Genomic DNA, 17,076 nt, shown 5'->3' with positions numbered 1-17,076 from the left:
CTTCATCTTTTTCCAAATACTCCCGCCGGAGGCGTCCGAACTCACCCACCAGCGCATTGCGGGCGCCACTCTTGCGCCACCGGGTCACAAATGCGCAGGCAGTCCACCGCGCGTGCAGCGATCTGGGACACGATATCCATCAGGGTGTCGGGCTTCAGATAAAACGCAGGAACCGGGGGCAGGATGACGGCCCCCATTTCTGCCGCCGCCGTCATGTTGCGCAAATGGGCCAGCGTCAACGGTGCTTCGCGTGTCAGTAAAACCAACGGCCTGCGTTCCTTGAGCTGAACACTGGCGGCGCGCGTCAGCAGGTTATCGTCCAGCCCATGCGCAATTGCGGCAAGCGTTCGCATGGAACAGGGCGCAACGATCATGCCGGATACCGGAACCGACCCGGACGCAATGCTGGCACCGATATCGGCGCTCGGGTGATGCCGCGTCACCAGTTGCCGCAGGTTTGGCAAAGCGTCCGGGCCGCATTCCTGCGCAAGGGTCCGCATCCCGGCTGCGCTGACCACAAGATCGGTCTCGATATCCGATGACGCCAGACACCGGGCCACGGCAAGGCCCAACGCCGCGCCCGACGCACCGGATACCCCCAAAACAACACGGGCGTTTGTCATGCTCTCAGCTCCGGCATCAATCGGTTTACAAGGTCTTCCGCAAAGGTGTGATCGGCATCCGCAGTGCGCATCACCGTCCCCCATTCCCGCAGCGTTTCACTGCCCAGTTTCGTCGTGGCGTCGATGCCGATTTTTCCGGCCAGACCGGGTTCGGGCGATGCAAAATCCAGATAATCCATAGGTGTCCTGTCCAGCACCATCACATCCCGGCCCGGGTCCATGCGTGTGGCAAGCGCCCAGGCTATATCCTCCCAGTTTCGCGGATCGATATCGGCATCGACTGCGATGATCATTTTCGTATAGCTGAATTGCGGCAGCATTCCCCACAGGGCCATCATCACGCGCCGGGCCTGCCCCGGATATCGTTTGTCGATGGCAACGATTGCCATACGATAGGAACAGGCGGCGGGCGGCAGCCAAAGATCGTGGATTTCGGGGATCTGCGCACGGATGGTCGGCAGGGCCAGGCGGTTGAACACCTCCCCAATGATTGACGGTTCGTCCGGTGGCCGCCCGGTATAGGTCGAAAGATACAGCGGCGCGTCCCGATGGGTGACAGCGCTGACCTGCATCACCGGAAAGGGTTCAGCCGGATTGTAATAGCCGGTGTGATCCCCAAAAGGCCCCTCGGGGGCGGTCTCGCTTGGTGAAACCCAACCTTCCAGCACAATCTCGGCGTCGGCAGGGACCAACAAGGGGATGGTTCTGGCCGGGATCAGAGGTGGGCGCTTCTGGTTCAGGGCACCGGCAAATGTCAGCTCGGATACCGTTTCTGGCAAGGGCAAGGCCGCCGATAACAAAGTCGCGGGGTTTGCGCCCAGTACAATGGCGACGGGCATCTTTTCGGCGCACCTCGCCCAGCTTCTGTGATGCGCCGCGCCGCCGCGATGAGGCAGCCAGCGCATGATGACACGGTTCCGGTCCAGCACCTGAACACGGTAAACCCCCGCGTTATAGCCTTGCGCCGCGTTTGCATCGCTGCCGTAGGGCCGGGTAAGGACCACGGGCCATGTGATCAGCGGCCCCACATCACCGGGCCAGTGGGTCTGGACCGGCAGTGCGGTCAGGTCCACATCCACCCCGCTGTGGCAGTGGCTTTGAACCGGGGCCGTTCTGACCAGTTTCGGTCGGGTCGACAGGGCCGCCTTCAGCATCGGCCATCTGGCCAGCGCGTCCCGCACCCCGTCCGGCGGCGTCGGGGCTCGCAGCGCGGCCAGAAAGGCCCCCAGATCGTCCAGCCCGTCGGGTGTGACACCCAGCCCGGCGGCAACCCGTTCCGCCGTTCCGAACAGGTTGACGACGACCGGGGTATCGAGCCGATCAGTGGACACGTCTGTCGGGTGGTCAAATTGCAGAACCGGTCCGCCCGCCTCAAGCACGGAGCGGTGAACAGCGGTCATCTGGTGGCGCACGGAAACCGGATCAGGGATGCGCCTGAACTGTCCGGTGTCCTCGCACCATTTCAGAAAATGCCGTAGGCTGGGATATTGCGGCAGGGTGCGAATGGGGCTGCTCCGACGGTGGTGTCCACCCTCTAGCAACGAAAGTGAGGGGTCGAATTGACAACCGTCAAGTCACCCCTGCCGCGATCGTCCTAGGAAGGCATCCAAGGTCACAATGTTGAGACAGCAGGAGGTCTTATTGCCCGTTCCTGAGAACACGATACCGCGCTGCCCGGCGGCTTTGGCGGCCACGCTTCGGATAGCGCCGCTTGCCCCCTTATCACTGTCGCTGACGGTCTTCACGCGCCGGATCGCAAAGAAAAATCCGGAAATGTTTCAACGGCTTGGCCTATACGGAAGATCAGTTTTCGTTCTTGATCCGACGGATTTGCCTGTTGCCCTGCTGCTTGATCCGAATGGCGGTGCCCCAAAGGTGACACTGACCCGGCGCAGCGGGACAGGGGTTGCGCGTATTTCCGGCCCTCTGGCGGCCCTTCTTGGGCTGGTTCACGGCGCGTTTGACGGCGATGCGCTGTTCTTCTCACGTGATCTGGTGATCGAGGGCGATACGGCCGCAGCGCTGGCCCTGCGCAATGCAATCGACGACGCGGAACTGGACCTCGCGCACGAGGCCGAAGCCCTCTCCGGCCCGCTTGCGCGCCCGCTCAAGCAGCTCATCGCGTTGGTGGAACGTCGAACCGGCCTGTACCTGACCCGACCGGAAGACGCTGTACTATGGTAATGGAAATCGTCTGCCCGGCAGGAACGCCCGCCGCTTTGCGCGCAGCCGTCAAGGCCGGGGCGCATACGGTCTATTGCGGCTTCAATGATGAAACCAATGCGCGCAACTTTCCCGGTCTGAACTTTGACCGGGCCGAAATGCGCGCGGGCGTTGCCTTTGCCCATGACCACGGGGCCAGGGTGCTGGTTGCGATCAACACGTTTCCCCGCGCCGGCAACGAAGCAATCTGGCATCGCGCGGTGGCCGACGCGGAAACCTGCGGCGCGGATGCCGTGATCCTCGCCGATATCGGGCTGCTGGATTATGCCGCGCGCAACCATCCGGGGCTGCGCAGGCACCTGTCCGTGCAGGCCGCGGCGGCGAATGCCGATGTGATCAACTTCTATGCCGAAACCTTCGGCGTCAAACGTGTGGTCCTGCCGCGCGTGCTGTCGGTTCCCGAAATCGCCGCCATCAACGCCGAAACAGAAGTCGAGACTGAGGTATTTGTGTTCGGCGGGCTCTGCGTGATGGCCGAAGGTCGCTGTTCACTGTCCTCTTACGCCACCGGGCTGTCTCCGAACATGAACGGCGTCTGTTCGCCCGCCAGCCATGTCGAATACCAGAACGATCAGGGCGCGTTGAACACGCGCCTGGGCGGTTACCTGATCCACCGGGTCGAACGAAATCAGCCTGCACCCTATCCGACATTGTGCAAAGGGTGCTTTTCCGCAGGTGAAAAGACGGGCCATTTGTTCGAAGACCCCGTCAGCCTGAATGCGGAACGGCTGATCCCGCAATTGCAGAAGGCCGGTGTCACCGCGCTGAAAATCGAAGGGCGCCAGCGCTCGAAATCCTACGTTGCGCAGGTGGTTCGGAACTTCCGTGCCGCTGTCGACGCGCTTGAGGCCGGGCGCCCTCTGCCCGAGGGGATGCTGGCCCGTTTGTCCGAAGGGCAGGCCATGACAACCGGCGCATACAAAAAAACCTGGAGATAGCGCGATGGAACTGACCGTTGGCCCCAACCAGTTTTTCTGGCCCGCCGATAGCTGGACATCCTTTTACGAGGATTTGGCCCAAACCCCCGTCGACCGCATCGTGCTGGGTGAGCTGGTTTGTTCCAAGCGCCTGCCGTTCTATCAGGACCGGATCCCCGACGCGATTGCCCGGCTGGTTGAGGCTGGCAAACAGGTTGTGCTGACCAGTCTTGCACTGGTGACGCTCAAGCGTGAACGCAAGCTGACCGCCGATCTGGCGGATCTGGGGGTCACGGTCGAGATCAACGACCTGACCGCGCTGGCGCATCTGCCCGAAAACACCGATTTCGATGTCGGACCGCTGATCAATGTCTATAACGAAGGCACATTTGCATGGCTGGCGTCACGCGGGGCGCGTCGCATATGCCTGCCGCCGGAACTGCCAATCGCCTCGGTCAGGGTTCTGGCACAGGCCGCCGCCAGTTTGGGTGTCGCGGTCGAGGTTTGGGGCCACGGTCGCCTGCCGCTGGCCATCTCCGGCCGGTGTTACCATGCGCGCCTGCATGGGCGCAGCAAGGATAATTGCCAGTTTGCCTGCGAAAACGATCCCAACGGGCTGGATGTGCTGACCGGCGATGGACAGCCGTTCATGGCCATGAACGGCGTGCAGACCCTGTCAGACAGCTATGCCTGCACGGATCACCAGATCGAGTTGCTGCAAAGCGCGGGCGTCTCGGCCCTGCGCCTGTCGCCGCAATCTCAGGGGTTCCCAAGGCTCTGCGCGCTCTACCGACAGCGGCTGGATGGTCAACTTGACCGGGGCGATCTGGAACATGCCCTGCGCACGGACGATCCCGGTATAAGGCTAAGCGATGGGTTCCTGACCGGCGCATCCGGTGCTGAATGGTCGGGTTCGGCACGCGTGTCCACCGAAGCGGCACGCTGATCATTCTGGAAAAGTCCGGCATCCGTGGGCGAATGTTTGAGGCGACCAGAGGAAGCGATCCGAAACATCCACGGATCGTCCTGCGCAGTCAGGTGGTCACTGGCAGACGTTGCCGCACCAGTTCGGCCCACAGGTTTGCCCCCAATGGCAGCAGCGCGTCGTTGAAATCATAATCGTCCGCGTGCAGGGGGCGGCCATTCGACCCCTCGGTTCCATTGCCGATCAGCAGAAAACACCCCGGAACCGCAGCCGCAAATTCCGCGAAATCCTCGGAAAACGACATGGCGGTCCGGTCGCCGTCAACCTCCAGACCCAGCGTTTTTGCTGCTGAAACCACATGGGTTGCGGCGTCGGTATCGTTGATTGCCTCGATGAATTCGGTCCGGAATTCCACCGTCACCGCGACACCGTGGCTTTCCGCCACGCCCGCCGCGATCTGCCGCATATGGTGTTCAATCCGCGCGCGGTCATCGGGGGACATCGCCCGTGCGTCCCCTTTCAACACTGTTCGACCCGGCAGGACGTTGCGCTGCCCATCGGTGATGAACTCGGTCACGGAAACGACCGCGCCAGACAATGGGGCAAGCTTTCGCGAAACGATGGTTTGCAAGGCCAGAACAAGCTCTGCTGCGGGCGTGATTGTCTCGCGCCCGACATGGGGCATCGAGGCATGGCCGCCCTGACCGGTGATGGTGATCTCGAATAGGCTTTCGCTGCAACAAATGACACCGGCGCGGGTTGAAACCCGCCCGACGGGTTCGCCCGGCAGATTGTGCGCGCCATAGATTTCGTCAATCGGAAAATCCCGCAGGGCGCCTTCCTCAATCATCGCCCGCGCGCCCAGCCCGTGCTCCTCGTTGGGCTGGAACAGGAAGACAACGGTGCCGTCAAAGCCCTGATCCCTGGCCAAAAGCTCGGCCGCGCCCAGCAGCATCGTCGTATGGCCGTCATGGCCGCAGGCATGCATCACGCCCGGGTTCCGAGACTTGTAGGCAAAGCTGTTGGCTTCGGTAATGGGCAGCGCGTCGAAATCCGCGCGCAGACCGATGGACCGGTTGCCATGGCCCGCGCGCAGAACACCAACAACGCCGACACCTTCATGCACCTCGATGCCAAGGCTTCTCAAGTGATCGGCGATCCGGGCCTTGGTCCAGTCCTCCTGAAAGCCAAGCTCGGGGTTACGGTGAAACTCATGCCGCAGGGCGCGCAGGTTTTCGGAAAAACTCGTCATGGCAACACTCCTTCATCCTGCTTTCTTGCGCCCTTGCTACAGGGTTTTGCAATCCCGCTCAAAGATCGGTTCCGATTGATGCACGTTGTCCCCGGATGAGCGCCCTGAACAGTTTCGATCCCGCGAGGGGAACACCAGCCCACGCATCACAAGACGGCAGGTCTGTAAACCATTCTGCGCCTACATCCCGTTGCGGGGGATGACATAAGACTGTTCGTCCTCAAAGATCAGGTCGTCACCCGACCACGCCTTTAGGCGAGCGGTCAGGTGAAATTCGGTCGCTGTCGCCCTTTGTTCGGAATGGGTCCAGATCTTGGCTGACCACCCTTCGCGGTCGAAACCGGCGGTTTGCTCCATTGTGGCCACTGCCGACAATGGATCACCCGGCTGGATGGTGTAGCGTCGATCCGACATATCGCTCAGCACCGTGCCGATATCGTCAAGGCGAATATCGCCCACCGGCCCAAAGACACCCCCGTCAAGGAAATACCTGTGTGTCACCGCGCCATTGGTCAGATCGGTGTGAACCGAACGCTCCATCGAGCCGGAGCGAACGTTCGTCTTCCGCGGGGCGACGTCGGAACCCTGAGGTTCCGGCAGCGGGCGTGGGGCTGGCGCGTCATCTCGCTGGCTGCGCGTGGGCAGGATCAGCCGCGACGTGCCGGGTCGGATCGTCAGCGTAACCGGCTCCGGCGCTGGCCACAGAACCGGCCAATAGGCAGACGCGATTTGCAGAACGATGCGATGACCCGCCAATACCCGATAACCGGTTCCATAAAGCGGGACAGTCACGTGCAAATCTTCGCCGGGTGTAATCGGCGTCGGGTCAGTGTCGCTGATCCGGTGCGTCAGGTTGCAGAACCCGCGTGCAATCAGCGTCTGTGCGCCGTCCGGGGCCTCATCCACCAGCAGGGCCGCAACAAAGCCCTGCGCCCGATCGGCAGAAACTGTCAGGTCTACCGAGGGCTGGCCCAGAATATCTATGGGCTTTTCCAAGGGCTTTGCTTTGAATTGCAGCGCCCCTGCGGCCTCGATCCGGCAATCTGCTGCCATATCTCCGGGTATTGCAAAGGAACACATGTCGCCCGCTGCGGCCCCGAAATTCTGTGGCGAACAGACCGACATCTCCCCGCCCGACCCGGTGGAGGCGTCCAGCGTTCCGTCATTCAGCCACAAGGGCTGGTCCTTGACATTTGGCGATGGCCAGCTCGGCTCTTCGATCCACCGCCCCTCGCGGTGTACATGAGTTCCGGACGGGGCGGCACTGTCTTGCAGGAAAAACCGCAGCGGCGGCTCGTCCATCAGGCCGGTGTCGATCCCCTTCAGCCAATGGTCCCAGAACCGGATTACCTCGCCGACGAAATCGACCCGGGGCCCCGGCACCCCTTCTTGCGGATACAGATGCGCCCAGGGGCCCATCAGGATCTTGACCGGCCCGCTCAGGTGTTCCGCGATGCGGAACGGCGTGTCGCGATACAGGTCCATCCATCCGCCAAAGAAATACACCGGCACATCGACATCCGCATAGTTTTCGCAGATCGAGCCGCGCCGCCACATGTCATCATGGGTCTGATGTTCCAGCCACATGGCGGGCCAGAATTCGACCCCCTCCAACCGTGCGCGCCACATGTCGATCCAGCGATCCGCGCCCACAATCTCGGGGTCGGGCGGCATGGCATTGTACAGCTGCATGATCGAGCCCCACCAGAAATTGTCATTGGCCAGACAGCCGCCGTAAAAGTGAATATCCTCGCGCCAGCGGTCATCCGTTCCCATCACCGGCGCAATCGCCTTCAGCGCAGGCGGGCGGGTCGCGGCCACCTGAAAGGCGTTATACGCCCCCCAGCTTTTGCCGAACATTCCGACATTTCCGTCGCACCAGTCCTGATCGGCAATCCACTGGATGATGTCGTGCCCATCCTGAATCTCCTGATGCGAATACTCGTCTTCGGGAATCCCGTCGCTGTCGCCATAACCGCGGATATCTACCCGGATCGACGCATAGCCCGCCGCGGCGAAATGCGGATGCATGCTTTCATCTCGCATCCGGGTGCGATCCCGGCGGCGATAGGGGATGTATTCCATAACACAGGGAACAGGCGTTGTTCGCGCCGATCCGGGCAGCCAAAGCCGGGCCGCAAGTTTTGCGCCGTCCGGCATGGGAATCCAAACGGTTTCGATGACCTCTGTGTTGCTCATGTCCGTTCCTTTGACTGACTGTCAGGTGAAAGGCTGCTTGTGGTGTGCTTCATTGATCTCACCACCGAAGCCCCAAGCGCAGCGCATCGTAAATGGCGGCATGCGTGTTACGTGATGAAACGGCATCTCCGATCCGGTACAGATCAAACCCGGCCTCTGGGACAGATTGCGGAAACACGGGGCCGGACCCGCTAACCAGCGCTTCATAATCCACGGCGCCCAGGTTGCGCGACAGCGGTTTCAGGTCGAAGTACAGATCATCCAGCGGCAAAACACCCTGATTGACAACCACCTGATCATACAGGCGCTTTTCTGTCAGGTCCGAGTAATCCGTTCCAATGGCTGCCTCCAGCTGATTGCCTGATCGCACCAGTGATTTCAGCGTCCGGGCGACTGTGAACACGGCTCCGGTCTTTTGCAGGGCCCGCATGTAGGGCACCAGGTTCATTCCCATGATTTCGGGGGCAAAACTTCGGTCGCGGGTCATGATTTCTACCCGCCCGCCCGCTTTTGCGATAGCCTCAGCCGCCATCAGGGCCGGGTGATCCCCCGCATCGTCATAGATAAGGACATTGTCGCCGGGGCGCACATCACCGGTCAGGATATCCCAGGCAGTAACCGCCAGATCGTTACCCGCCTCCAGAACCGTCACCTCGGGCAACCCGCCGGTTGCGATCACCACCATGTCCGGCGCAAGCGCGGTTACAGCATCGGCGTCCGCAAAGGTGTTGAACCGAAATGTCACGTCGCGCGCCGCGCATTGGGCCATGCGCCAGTCGATGATCCCGATCATCTCGGCCCGGCGTCGGGATTGCGCGGTCAGCCGCACCTGACCGCCGGGTTCGGGCGCGGCCTCAAGAACGGTGACGTCATGCCCGCGCTCGGCCGCAACCCGCGCGGCCTCAAGCCCGCCGGGGCCTGCGCCCACAATCACCGCGCGGCGGCGCGTTTCAGCGGCGGGGATCACATGCGGCATCGACAATTCGCGCCCGGTGGCCGGGTTGTGGATGCACAGCGCCTCACCCGCCTGATAAATGCGGTCAAGACAATAGGTGGCGCCAACGCAAGGCCGGATGTCCTCTTCCCGTCCGGCCCGGATTTTGGCAACGATCATCGGATCGGCCATATGTGCGCGGGTCATGCCGACCATGTCCAGCAGGCCCGAGGCCACCGCATGCCGTGCCGTTGCCACATCGGGAATGCGCGCGGCGTGAAAGGTCGGCATCCCAACCTCGGCCCTCACGCGCCCGGCGAAATCCAGATGGGGTGCGCTTTTCATGCCCTGAACCGGGATCACGTCCGTCATGGCCGGGTCGGTATGAATACGCCCGCGAATAATGTTCAGGAAATCGACCTGACCACTGTCACGCAGCCTTCGGGCAATCTCCAGCCCTTCCGCTTCGGTGATGCCGCCCTTTTCCACCTCGTCGGCGGTGTAACGGACCCCTATGATGAAATCGCGCCCGACGCGGTCGCGGATTGCATCCAGAACCATGAAGCCAAAGCGCAACCGGTTGTCCAGATTGCCCCCAAAAGGCGCGTCCATCCGATTGGTCATCGGCGACCAGAACTGATCGATCAGATGGCCATAGGCCTGCAATTCAATTCCATCCAGCCCGGCGGCCTGCATCCGTTCGGCAGCATCGGCGTAATCGGTCACAATCCGCGCGATGTCGAAATCTTCCATCTTCTTGGCAAAGGCCCGGTGCGCCGGTTCCCGGTCGTGCGACGGCGACAGGGATGGCAGCCAGTCACCCTTGTTCCAGCCCGTGCGCCGCCCCAGATGGGTCAGCTGGATCATCACCGCACAGCCATGGGCATGGCAGGCATCCGTCAGCTCCGCCATCCAGCGGACCACCTCGTCCTTGTAAGCTAGGATATTGTTGAACGCAGGCGGGCTGTCGCGGCTGACAACGGCCGACCCCGCCGTCATGGTCATCGCAACCCCCGCTTTGGCCCGCACCTCGTGATAGGCACGATAACGTTCCGTCGGCATCCCATCTTCGGGATAGGCGGGTTCGTGACTGGTCGTCATGATCCGGTTCTTCAGCGTCAGGTGCTTTAGCTGATAAGGTTGCAGCAAGGCATCGCGGCTCATGATAGCGCCTCGTGATCGGTTTGAGTGCGCAAGGCGGCAACAGGGTCGGATGACATGCGGCTCTCCGGTTGTCTGGGGGCAAGAGGTGTGGGTCTTTGCTGATTGAAATCAAACTGGAATTGCCAAGTCAAACTTGTTTTCAATCAGACGTTTTGGACCCATTTTCCTCATGCCTTACGCCCGAGTGGACAGGACAAGCGTGGCCGCGCGCACCCGGTTGGCGCATGCCTTCGGTGAACAAATCCTCTTGCGGGGTGCCACGCGCAAACAGGCGGCGAGGCCGGGTTCAAGGCGTCTCGGAATGAACGCTCAGCAGGGTTTCCAGAAACAGCTTGGCCGCACGTGTCGGATCCGGATGTTTCCGTGTCACCGCCGCAAAGCGCGTTCTGTATTTGATTTCCTGCGGCATCACCTGCCTCATAAGCCCCTGTTCGACAAATTCCTGCGCCAGATGGTCCGGAAGAAAGCCCAGATAGCTGCCTGACAGAATAAGAATTGCAAGGGCCTGTTCGTTCTGCACTTTGGCAGCGCGCCGAAACCCCAGTTGCTGGCCATATATCAGGTTGGGCGAGTTCACGTTCAGACCCGCATAGTTGTACGCCTGAATGTCCCGCAAACTCAGCGTGTCAGCGGACTGGCTGAACAACGGATTGTCCTGCCCGCAATACAGAAACATGTTTTCCCCATAAAGTGGCGCATAATGCAGGCTTGCCGAGGGGCGGTGCAGGGCGATGATCCCGACATCCAGCTGCCCGCTGATAACCATGGTCTCAATGACGTTGGGCGGTTCGATCGACAACTCGATCTGGATGGCAGGGGCGGCTTCGTTGAACCTGTGAATGGCGCGGGCAAGGCGCGCTTCTGGGTTCGTGGTACACTGATCGAACAGCGCCACGCGGATACTTCCTGCCAGTTGCTGCTTGATCTCGTTGACTTCGGTTCTGAACTGAGAAACCGAAATCAGCAGGTCTTCTGTCGCGGCCAGCACTTTTTCGCCGTCTTCAGTCAGGGAAAAACCCGCCGGGCCACGGTTGCAAAGCTTCAAATCCAGCCGAAGCTCCAGATCCGATATGTGTTTCGAGATTGTTGATTTCCCGATGTTGAGCTCATTTTCCGCCGCTGAAAACCCTCCGCTTTCCGCAACGGTTTTGAAAACCCGAAGAAGGCGGATGTCCGTGTCCCCGATGCGGGTGGCCAGTGGGTTCTGTCTCATATTAAAAGTTCGACATTTGTGAAACCTTTCACGCAAATATTAACAACGACGAAACCATGTTGGCAAGATAGCCTCTTGTGGCCGAGGCAGAATCGGACTGGCCACCTTCTCCCCAGGCCATCGCGCACCTCGAAACACGACAAATGGGAGGACATCCATGTCATTTATCAAAAAGCTTGGCACCATCAGCGCCGCCGTTTCCGTTGCTGCACTGATGGTTGCGGGCACGGCTGATGCGAAGAACTTCAAGATCGCGGTGGGCGATAGCGCAGGAAGCGCACAGGAAGCTCTGGGCATCGCCTTCGTCAAGGCGCTGGAAGAGAAATCGGGCGGTGCACATACCGCAACGCTGTTCCTGAACGGTCAGCTGGGGTCCGAACAGGACACCGTGAACGAGGCGGCGATCGGAACGCTGGATATGTCTCTGCTGGCGATCAACAACATCACGCCGTTCTCGCCTTCGGTCGGTGTTTTCACGCTGCCTTACGTGATCCTCAGCCTGGAAGATGCCGAAAAGCTGACCCAGGGCCCAATCGGTCAGGAACTGGTCGAAAACACCATCCGTGATGCCGGCGTGCGCATCATCGGCTGGACCTATACCGGTTTCCGCCGCCTGACCAACTCGAAAAAACCGGTCAAATCGGTTGCTGACCTTCAGGATCTGGTCATCCGCGTTCCTAAGAACGAGATCATGATCGAAACCTACAAGGCATGGGGCATCAACCCGACGCCGATGGCATGGTCGGAAACCTTCACCGGTCTGCAAACCAAGGTGGTCGACGGGCAGGACAACCCTTACCTGACCATCAACGCGATGAAGTTCTACGAGGTTCAGGACCATGTCACCAACCTGCGCTACATCTTCTCGATTGAACCGCTGATCGTTTCAGAAGCGGTCTTCCAGGACCTGTCCGCAGAAGATCAGGCAATCCTCCTTGAAGCAGGACAGGAAGCCACCCTGGCATCCGCACAATTCCTGCGGGATTCCGAGGCCGCCATCAAGGAAGAGCTGACCGCCAAAGGCATGGAGATCATCGATCCCGAAAACGACGAAGCCGAGTTCATCGAACTGGCGACCGGTGCCGTATGGCCCCAGTTCTACGACTCCATCGGTGGCGTCGAAAAATTGAACACCGTGCTTGAAGCCATCGGCCGCGAGCCGGTGCAGCAATAATCGCCGCAGAGCGATACCGGGAAGAGCGCCACGGCGCTCTTCTCATCTCAGGGAGGAGTGAAACCACATGTTCTGGAAATTTCTGGACAACATAGAAAGTGTCATCTGCCGGATACTCTTATCCGGCTTTGTCTGCCTTTTGTTCGTGCAGATCATCGCGCGCGAGGTCTTCGGCTTTTCGGTCAGCTGGATCGAAGAACTCTCGGTCTACATGTTCGTATGGTTCGTCTATTTCGGTGCAAGTTACGCCGCCCTGAAAGGGGCGCATAACCGCGTGACGTTCCAGTTCAAATTCCTGCCTGACGGGTCGATCAAATATGTCGAAGCCTTTGCCGACCTCTTCTGGCTCTTCTTCAATGTCTACTTCCTCTATCTGGCGACAGACTTTGTTTTCAACAAGATGAACAAGTTCTGGAAATCCCAGACACTGGGCATCGAGATGAAGTATATCTACATGGTGCTGCCCATCGCATTTGCGCTGATGACCTTCCGCATCATTCAGGTGAATTACCTCCGCCTTGTCAAAGGCGAGGACATTCACGATCCCGACCAGATCGATCTGGACGAGATCAAGGCCGCTGCCGAAGCGGCCAAAGACCACTGAGACCGGGAGGGGTAACCATGGAATCCGAAATCGTCACGGTCCTGTTTGGATCATTTCTGTTCTTGCTGCTCATTGGCGCGCCGATCACGGTGGCGCTGGGTGTCGCGTCGCTGATCTCGTTTCTCTATCTGGGCGACAACCCGATCAAATTCGTGCAGATCGCCTTTACATCCGTGGGCTCGTTCCCGCTGATGGCGCTGCCAGCCTTTATCCTTGCCGGGGCCCTGATGGAGGCCGCCGGTATCTCAAAACGCCTGATCAACGTTGCCGAAAGTCTGGCCGGTCCCTTCACCGGTGGTATTTCGGCGGCAACGGTCATGGCCTGCCTGTTCTTTGGTGCAATTTCGGGCTCGGGCCCGGCAACAACCGCGGCTGTTGGGATGCTGATGATCCCGGCAATGATCGACCGCGGCTATGAGCGCGGCTATGCCTCGGCGATCACTGCGTCCTCTGGCGGCCTCGGGATTATCATTCCTCCCTCCATCCCGATGGTGATCTTCGGCATTGCCGCGCTCGGTATGGCCCCGCCGCCCGAAGCGGTCGAGAAATTCGGCACCTTCCAGTCGGTTTCGATTTCGAAACTGTTCATTGCCGGGTTCGTACCCGCCTTCCTGATCGCCACAAGCCTGCTGATCCTGAACTATTTCATGTCGAAAAAGCGTGGCTACAAAGGTGTCGCCGAGGGCTGGTCGATCCGCAATGTCGGGTGCGAGATGTATCGCGGGTTCTGGTCGCTGATGGCTCCGCTGGTGATCCTGGGCGGTATCTATACCGGCTTCTTCACCCCGACCGAGGCTGCAATCGTCGCGATCTTCTACACCCTGTTCGTGGGTGTTGTCATCTATCGCGAACTGACCTGGCAGTCGCTGTTCCAGTCGCTTGAAGCCACCACATGGCTAACCGGCCGCGTTCTGCTGATCCTGTTCACAGCAACGGTGTTTGGTCGTCTGCTGGTGGAAAACCAGATCCCGGCAATCATCGCAGAAGGGATGCTCAGCTTTACCGACAACCTCTATGTGATCTGGGCGCTGATCATCTTCTTCCTGCTCTTCGTCGGCATGTTCATGGAAACACTGGCCACCATCCTGATCCTTGTTCCGGTGATGCTGCCGGTGGCCTATTCGGTGGGTATTGACCCGATCCATTTTGGCGTGGTGATGGTCTGTACGCTGGGCATCGGGTTCCAGACCCCGCCGCTGGGTGAGAACCTGTTCATCGCATCCGGTATCTCGAACATCTCGATCGAACAGATCTCGCTGCGCGCGCTGCCTTTTGCGGCGGCCAACACGGTGGCGATCTTCATCATCGCCTTCTTCCCTGAACTGTCGCTGTGGCTCCCACGGCTGTTTGGCTACTGATCTGAAAGGATGACGACATGAAACAGATGGTCACCAACATCCTGTTTGCCACCGACCTGTCCGAAAACTCGGGTCACGCCATGCGCCATGCCGCCAGCATCGCGCAGGCCACCGGGGCGGAGATTCACGTGCTGCATGTGAATGAACCCCTGTCGGAGGATGCCAAGATCACGATGGAAATATTCATCATGAACGAAGAGACCCGCAAGACCGCGATTGAGCGTCGTCACGAGATGGTGCGCAAGGTTCTGGCCGAACGCCAAGCCAAGTTCTGGGCGCAGTTCGACGGCGACGACGGAAAAATTCGCGATCAGGTTACCTCGGTCGAGGTGACTGATGGCCATCCGGCCGAAGTGATCCTGCGCCGCTCGGTCGAACTGGGCTGTGATCTGATCGTGCTGGGCGCGCATGATCACGGCTTTTCGCACACCTTTCTGGGCACGGTCGCAAAACGCGTTTTGCGGCGCTCGAGGATCCCGACACTGATCGTTCCGAACCCGGACGAAATGTAACAACCCCACTGACAAGGAAGTACAAAATGAACAAAACCCTGACCGCGCAGGACCTGGCGGATACGTTTGACGCGTTTAACCGCCACGACATCGACGGCGTGATGACCCACTTCGCCGACGACTGCGTGTTCTACACCGTGGCCGGTGACGAGAAATACGGCAACAAGGTTGAAGGTGCCGCCGCCATCGCCGCCGCGTTTTCGGGCGTCTGGGCAGGCATGAAAGACGCCCATTGGGATCATCACAGCCACTTTGTCCACGGTGATCGTGCGGTGTCCGAGTGGACCTTCTCGGGAACCGATGCAAACGGTATGCGGATCGAAGCTGAAGGTGCGGATCTGTTCACCGTTCGTGACGGTAAAATTGTTGTAAAACAGGCGCTTCGCAAAACGCGCCCAATGTTCAAAGCCTGATCCGCCGCCCTGCGCGCAGCCTCGGAGAAAAACAAGAATGGTGGATAACAGCATCCCGCGTCACTGGCCCAAGGCCAGCTATGACCCTAAATATGACCCGATCATTGATGCGGGTCCGGGTCACAATCGCGACCACGCGCCCACATATTGGATTGGAACGGCCGGAACACCTCCGGCCGATGATGGACCTGTGTCCAGCGATATGGATGCAGATGTGGTGGTGATCGGATCGGGGTATACCGGCCTGTCCACTGCCATCCATCTTGCCAAGGAACACGGCATTCAAGCCATTGTTTTAGAAGCAAATACCGTCTCTTGGGGCTGCTCCACCCGCAATGGCGGGCAGGCCCAGATCTCATCCGGGCGGCTCAAGCGGTCGCAATGGATCGAACGGTGGGGAACGGACGTGGCCAAGCGCATGCATGCCGAGGTCACAGAAGCGTTTCAGCTGTTCAACGATCTGATTGCGTCCGACGATATCGATTGCGACCCCCAGCCGGGTGGCCACTACTACATCGCGCATCGCGACAAGGTCATGCCGTCCCTCAAGAAAGAGAGCAAGCTGCTCAACGATGTGTTCGGCTATGGCTCGCGCATCCTCTCTCGGGAAGAGCTGCATGAAAAACACGTGCGCGATATGGAGGCCGCAGGTGCCATGTGGGAACCTGACGGGACCTGTATCCATGCGGGTAAACTGGCGTTCGGATATGTCAACATGGCACGCCGTCTGGGGGTGAAAATTCACACCGGTAGCCCGGTCATGGGATGGCAGACGAAGAACGGTGTGCATCACCTGCGAACACCGGGCGGCATCGTCCGCGCCAAAACAGTGGCCCTGGCAACCGCGGGCTATACCCCGCCGGGCCTGAACACGCGCACAAAGCACCGCCTGATGCCCATCCTGTCGAACTCGATGGTGACACGGCCGCTAACCCAGGCCGAACTGGATGAGTGTGGCATTCAGACCAAATCACCCCTGACGGACACCCGCACCTTGCGCCATTACTATCGTTTGTTGCCCGACAACCGGATGCAGATCGGCAGCCGCAGCGCGGTAACGGGGCGGGACGCCGAGAACGAAAGACATCTGGAGCTTCTGAAAAAGGGTCTCGCCCGAAAGTTCCCGGCGCTGACGGATATCAACCTCGACTATTCGTGGTGGGGCTGGGTCGATGTCAGCCACGATATGATGCCGCGTATCTTCCAGCCGGACCCGGAACAGCGCGTGTTCTACGCGATGGGATATGGTGGCAACGGCGTGATGTACTCAGCTCAGGCCGGGCGTCGTATGGCACAGCTGATTGCGGGCAAGAAAGACAAGGCCTTTGCCCTGCCGATCTTCACGTCCCCGCTGCCCAGCCATGGCATCCTGACACCCTTCCGCCGCCTGGGTCAGCGTATAGCCTACGTCGGCTATTACCTCCGTGACGAAATACTGTAATTTACCAACGCTTTGGCGTTCCGAAGATAAGGAAACACCCCTATGAAGATGACGACGGAAGAGGCCTTTGTTAAGGTTTTGCAGATGCATGGTATTGAACATGCGTTTGGGATCATTGGCTCTG

15 protein-coding genes are annotated in these 17,076 nt (G+C 59.9%); 9 read left to right on the top strand and 6 right to left on the bottom strand.

Translation table 11 applies throughout. From position 1 onward, the window contains the following. Nucleotides 1–41: 41 nt before the first annotated feature. Together ACR0D9_RS19460 and ACR0D9_RS19455 are read right to left on the bottom strand one after the other, a co-directional pair. Complete coding sequence (locus tag ACR0D9_RS19460) at nt 42–623, bottom strand: UbiX family flavin prenyltransferase (RefSeq protein WP_480539926.1); 582 nt, start codon at nt 621–623, stop codon at nt 42–44. Continuing rightward, nucleotides 620–2,128 (bottom strand): UbiD family decarboxylase, encoded by a 1,509-nt coding sequence (locus ACR0D9_RS19455; RefSeq protein WP_480539960.1) that lies wholly within the window; start codon nt 2,126–2,128, stop codon nt 620–622. Before ACR0D9_RS19455 ends, ACR0D9_RS19460 begins: the two co-directional genes overlap by 4 nt. Before the next feature lie 136 nt (nt 2,129–2,264). Between ACR0D9_RS19455 and ubiT the strand changes: the two genes are divergently transcribed. The 3 genes from ubiT to ubiV are packed head-to-tail and all read left to right on the top strand — an operon-like array spanning nt 2,265 to nt 4,709. Beyond that, nucleotides 2,265–2,807 (top strand): ubiquinone anaerobic biosynthesis accessory factor UbiT, encoded by a 543-nt coding sequence (gene ubiT, locus ACR0D9_RS19450; RefSeq protein WP_480539924.1) that lies wholly within the window; start codon nt 2,265–2,267, stop codon nt 2,805–2,807. Beyond that, entirely contained in the window at nt 2,807–3,784 is a 978-nt protein-coding gene (ubiU, locus tag ACR0D9_RS19445; protein WP_480539958.1) for a ubiquinone anaerobic biosynthesis protein UbiU, read from the top strand. Before ubiT ends, ubiU begins: the two co-directional genes overlap by 1 nt. Before the next feature lie 4 nt (nt 3,785–3,788). Then, the gene (gene ubiV / locus ACR0D9_RS19440; protein WP_480539923.1) at nt 3,789–4,709 is read left to right on the top strand and encodes a ubiquinone anaerobic biosynthesis protein UbiV; all 921 of its coding nucleotides are present in this window, start codon (nt 3,789–3,791) and stop codon (nt 4,707–4,709) included. A gap of 88 nt (nt 4,710–4,797) precedes the next feature. Here ubiV and ACR0D9_RS19435 read toward each other — a convergent pair whose 3' ends face one another. The 4 genes from ACR0D9_RS19435 to ACR0D9_RS19420 form a co-directional block, all read right to left on the bottom strand. After that, on the bottom strand, nt 4,798–5,940 hold the full coding sequence (locus ACR0D9_RS19435) for an amidohydrolase (protein ID WP_480539921.1): 1,143 nt from the start codon (nt 5,938–5,940) through the stop codon (nt 4,798–4,800). 180 nt (nt 5,941–6,120) lie between these two features. Further along, nucleotides 6,121–8,139 carry a CocE/NonD family hydrolase gene (locus tag ACR0D9_RS19430; RefSeq protein ID WP_480539919.1) on the bottom strand — a complete coding sequence of 673 codons (2,019 nt, stop codon included), beginning with the start codon at nt 8,137–8,139 and terminating at the stop codon, nt 6,121–6,123. A gap of 58 nt (nt 8,140–8,197) precedes the next feature. Next, a complete protein-coding gene (locus ACR0D9_RS19425) occupies nt 8,198–10,237 on the bottom strand; it encodes an oxidoreductase (RefSeq protein ID WP_480484810.1) in 2,040 nt (679 codons plus the stop codon). A gap of 286 nt (nt 10,238–10,523) precedes the next feature. Then, a complete protein-coding gene (locus ACR0D9_RS19420; RefSeq protein WP_267366015.1) occupies nt 10,524–11,450 on the bottom strand; it encodes a LysR family transcriptional regulator in 927 nt (308 codons plus the stop codon). Nucleotides 11,451–11,607: 157 nt separating this feature from the next. Here ACR0D9_RS19420 and ACR0D9_RS19415 point away from each other — a divergent pair, with 157 nt between their 5' ends. The 6 genes from ACR0D9_RS19415 to ACR0D9_RS19390 all read left to right on the top strand — a co-directional run bounded on the left by ACR0D9_RS19415 (nt 11,608) and on the right by ACR0D9_RS19390 (nt 16,952). Further along, nucleotides 11,608–12,624, top strand: a complete 1,017-nt coding sequence (locus ACR0D9_RS19415) for a TRAP transporter substrate-binding protein (RefSeq protein WP_267366014.1) — start codon at nt 11,608–11,610, stop codon at nt 12,622–12,624. Nucleotides 12,625–12,691: 67 nt separating this feature from the next. Continuing rightward, the gene (locus tag ACR0D9_RS19410; RefSeq protein WP_209599380.1) at nt 12,692–13,228 is read left to right on the top strand and encodes a TRAP transporter small permease; all 537 of its coding nucleotides are present in this window, start codon (nt 12,692–12,694) and stop codon (nt 13,226–13,228) included. A gap of 17 nt (nt 13,229–13,245) precedes the next feature. Beyond that, nucleotides 13,246–14,586 (top strand): TRAP transporter large permease, encoded by a 1,341-nt coding sequence (locus tag ACR0D9_RS19405; protein WP_480477501.1) that lies wholly within the window; start codon nt 13,246–13,248, stop codon nt 14,584–14,586. Nucleotides 14,587–14,603: 17 nt separating this feature from the next. Further along, nucleotides 14,604–15,098, top strand: a complete 495-nt coding sequence (locus ACR0D9_RS19400) for a universal stress protein (protein WP_209507926.1) — start codon at nt 14,604–14,606, stop codon at nt 15,096–15,098. Between the two features lie 26 nt (nt 15,099–15,124). After that, the gene (locus ACR0D9_RS19395; protein WP_480488946.1) at nt 15,125–15,511 is read left to right on the top strand and encodes a nuclear transport factor 2 family protein; all 387 of its coding nucleotides are present in this window, start codon (nt 15,125–15,127) and stop codon (nt 15,509–15,511) included. A 37-nt stretch (nt 15,512–15,548) separates the two neighbouring features. Beyond that, nucleotides 15,549–16,952, top strand: coding sequence for an NAD(P)/FAD-dependent oxidoreductase (locus tag ACR0D9_RS19390; protein WP_480539917.1), 1,404 nt, complete (start codon nt 15,549–15,551; stop codon nt 16,950–16,952). The last annotated feature ends 124 nt before the right edge of the window (nt 16,953–17,076 follow it).

The sequence above is a fragment of the Ruegeria sp. AK11 genome, from assembly GCF_056541095.1.
This window is presented reverse-complemented; position numbering and strand designations above follow the sequence as displayed.

Excerpts from the sequence above, each read along its gene's own strand:
- ACR0D9_RS19460 (WP_480539926.1), bottom strand. The coding sequence starts at position 623 with ATGACAAACGCCCGTGTTGTTTTGGGGGTATCCGGTGCGTCGGGCGCG.
- ubiU (WP_480539958.1), top strand. The coding sequence starts at position 2,807 with ATGGAAATCGTCTGCCCGGCAGGAACGCCCGCCGCTTTGCGCGCAGCC.
- ubiV (WP_480539923.1), top strand. The coding sequence starts at position 3,789 with ATGGAACTGACCGTTGGCCCCAACCAGTTTTTCTGGCCCGCCGATAGC.
- ACR0D9_RS19435 (WP_480539921.1), bottom strand. The coding sequence starts at position 5,940 with ATGACGAGTTTTTCCGAAAACCTGCGCGCCCTGCGGCATGAGTTTCAC.
- ACR0D9_RS19430 (WP_480539919.1), bottom strand. The coding sequence starts at position 8,139 with ATGAGCAACACAGAGGTCATCGAAACCGTTTGGATTCCCATGCCGGAC.
- ACR0D9_RS19425 (WP_480484810.1), bottom strand. The coding sequence starts at position 10,237 with ATGAGCCGCGATGCCTTGCTGCAACCTTATCAGCTAAAGCACCTGACG.
- ACR0D9_RS19420 (WP_267366015.1), bottom strand. The coding sequence starts at position 11,450 with ATGAGACAGAACCCACTGGCCACCCGCATCGGGGACACGGACATCCGC.
- ACR0D9_RS19415 (WP_267366014.1), top strand. The coding sequence starts at position 11,608 with ATGTCATTTATCAAAAAGCTTGGCACCATCAGCGCCGCCGTTTCCGTT.
- ACR0D9_RS19410 (WP_209599380.1), top strand. The coding sequence starts at position 12,692 with ATGTTCTGGAAATTTCTGGACAACATAGAAAGTGTCATCTGCCGGATA.
- ACR0D9_RS19405 (WP_480477501.1), top strand. The coding sequence starts at position 13,246 with ATGGAATCCGAAATCGTCACGGTCCTGTTTGGATCATTTCTGTTCTTG.
- ACR0D9_RS19400 (WP_209507926.1), top strand. The coding sequence starts at position 14,604 with ATGAAACAGATGGTCACCAACATCCTGTTTGCCACCGACCTGTCCGAA.
- ACR0D9_RS19395 (WP_480488946.1), top strand. The coding sequence starts at position 15,125 with ATGAACAAAACCCTGACCGCGCAGGACCTGGCGGATACGTTTGACGCG.
- ACR0D9_RS19390 (WP_480539917.1), top strand. The coding sequence starts at position 15,549 with ATGGTGGATAACAGCATCCCGCGTCACTGGCCCAAGGCCAGCTATGAC.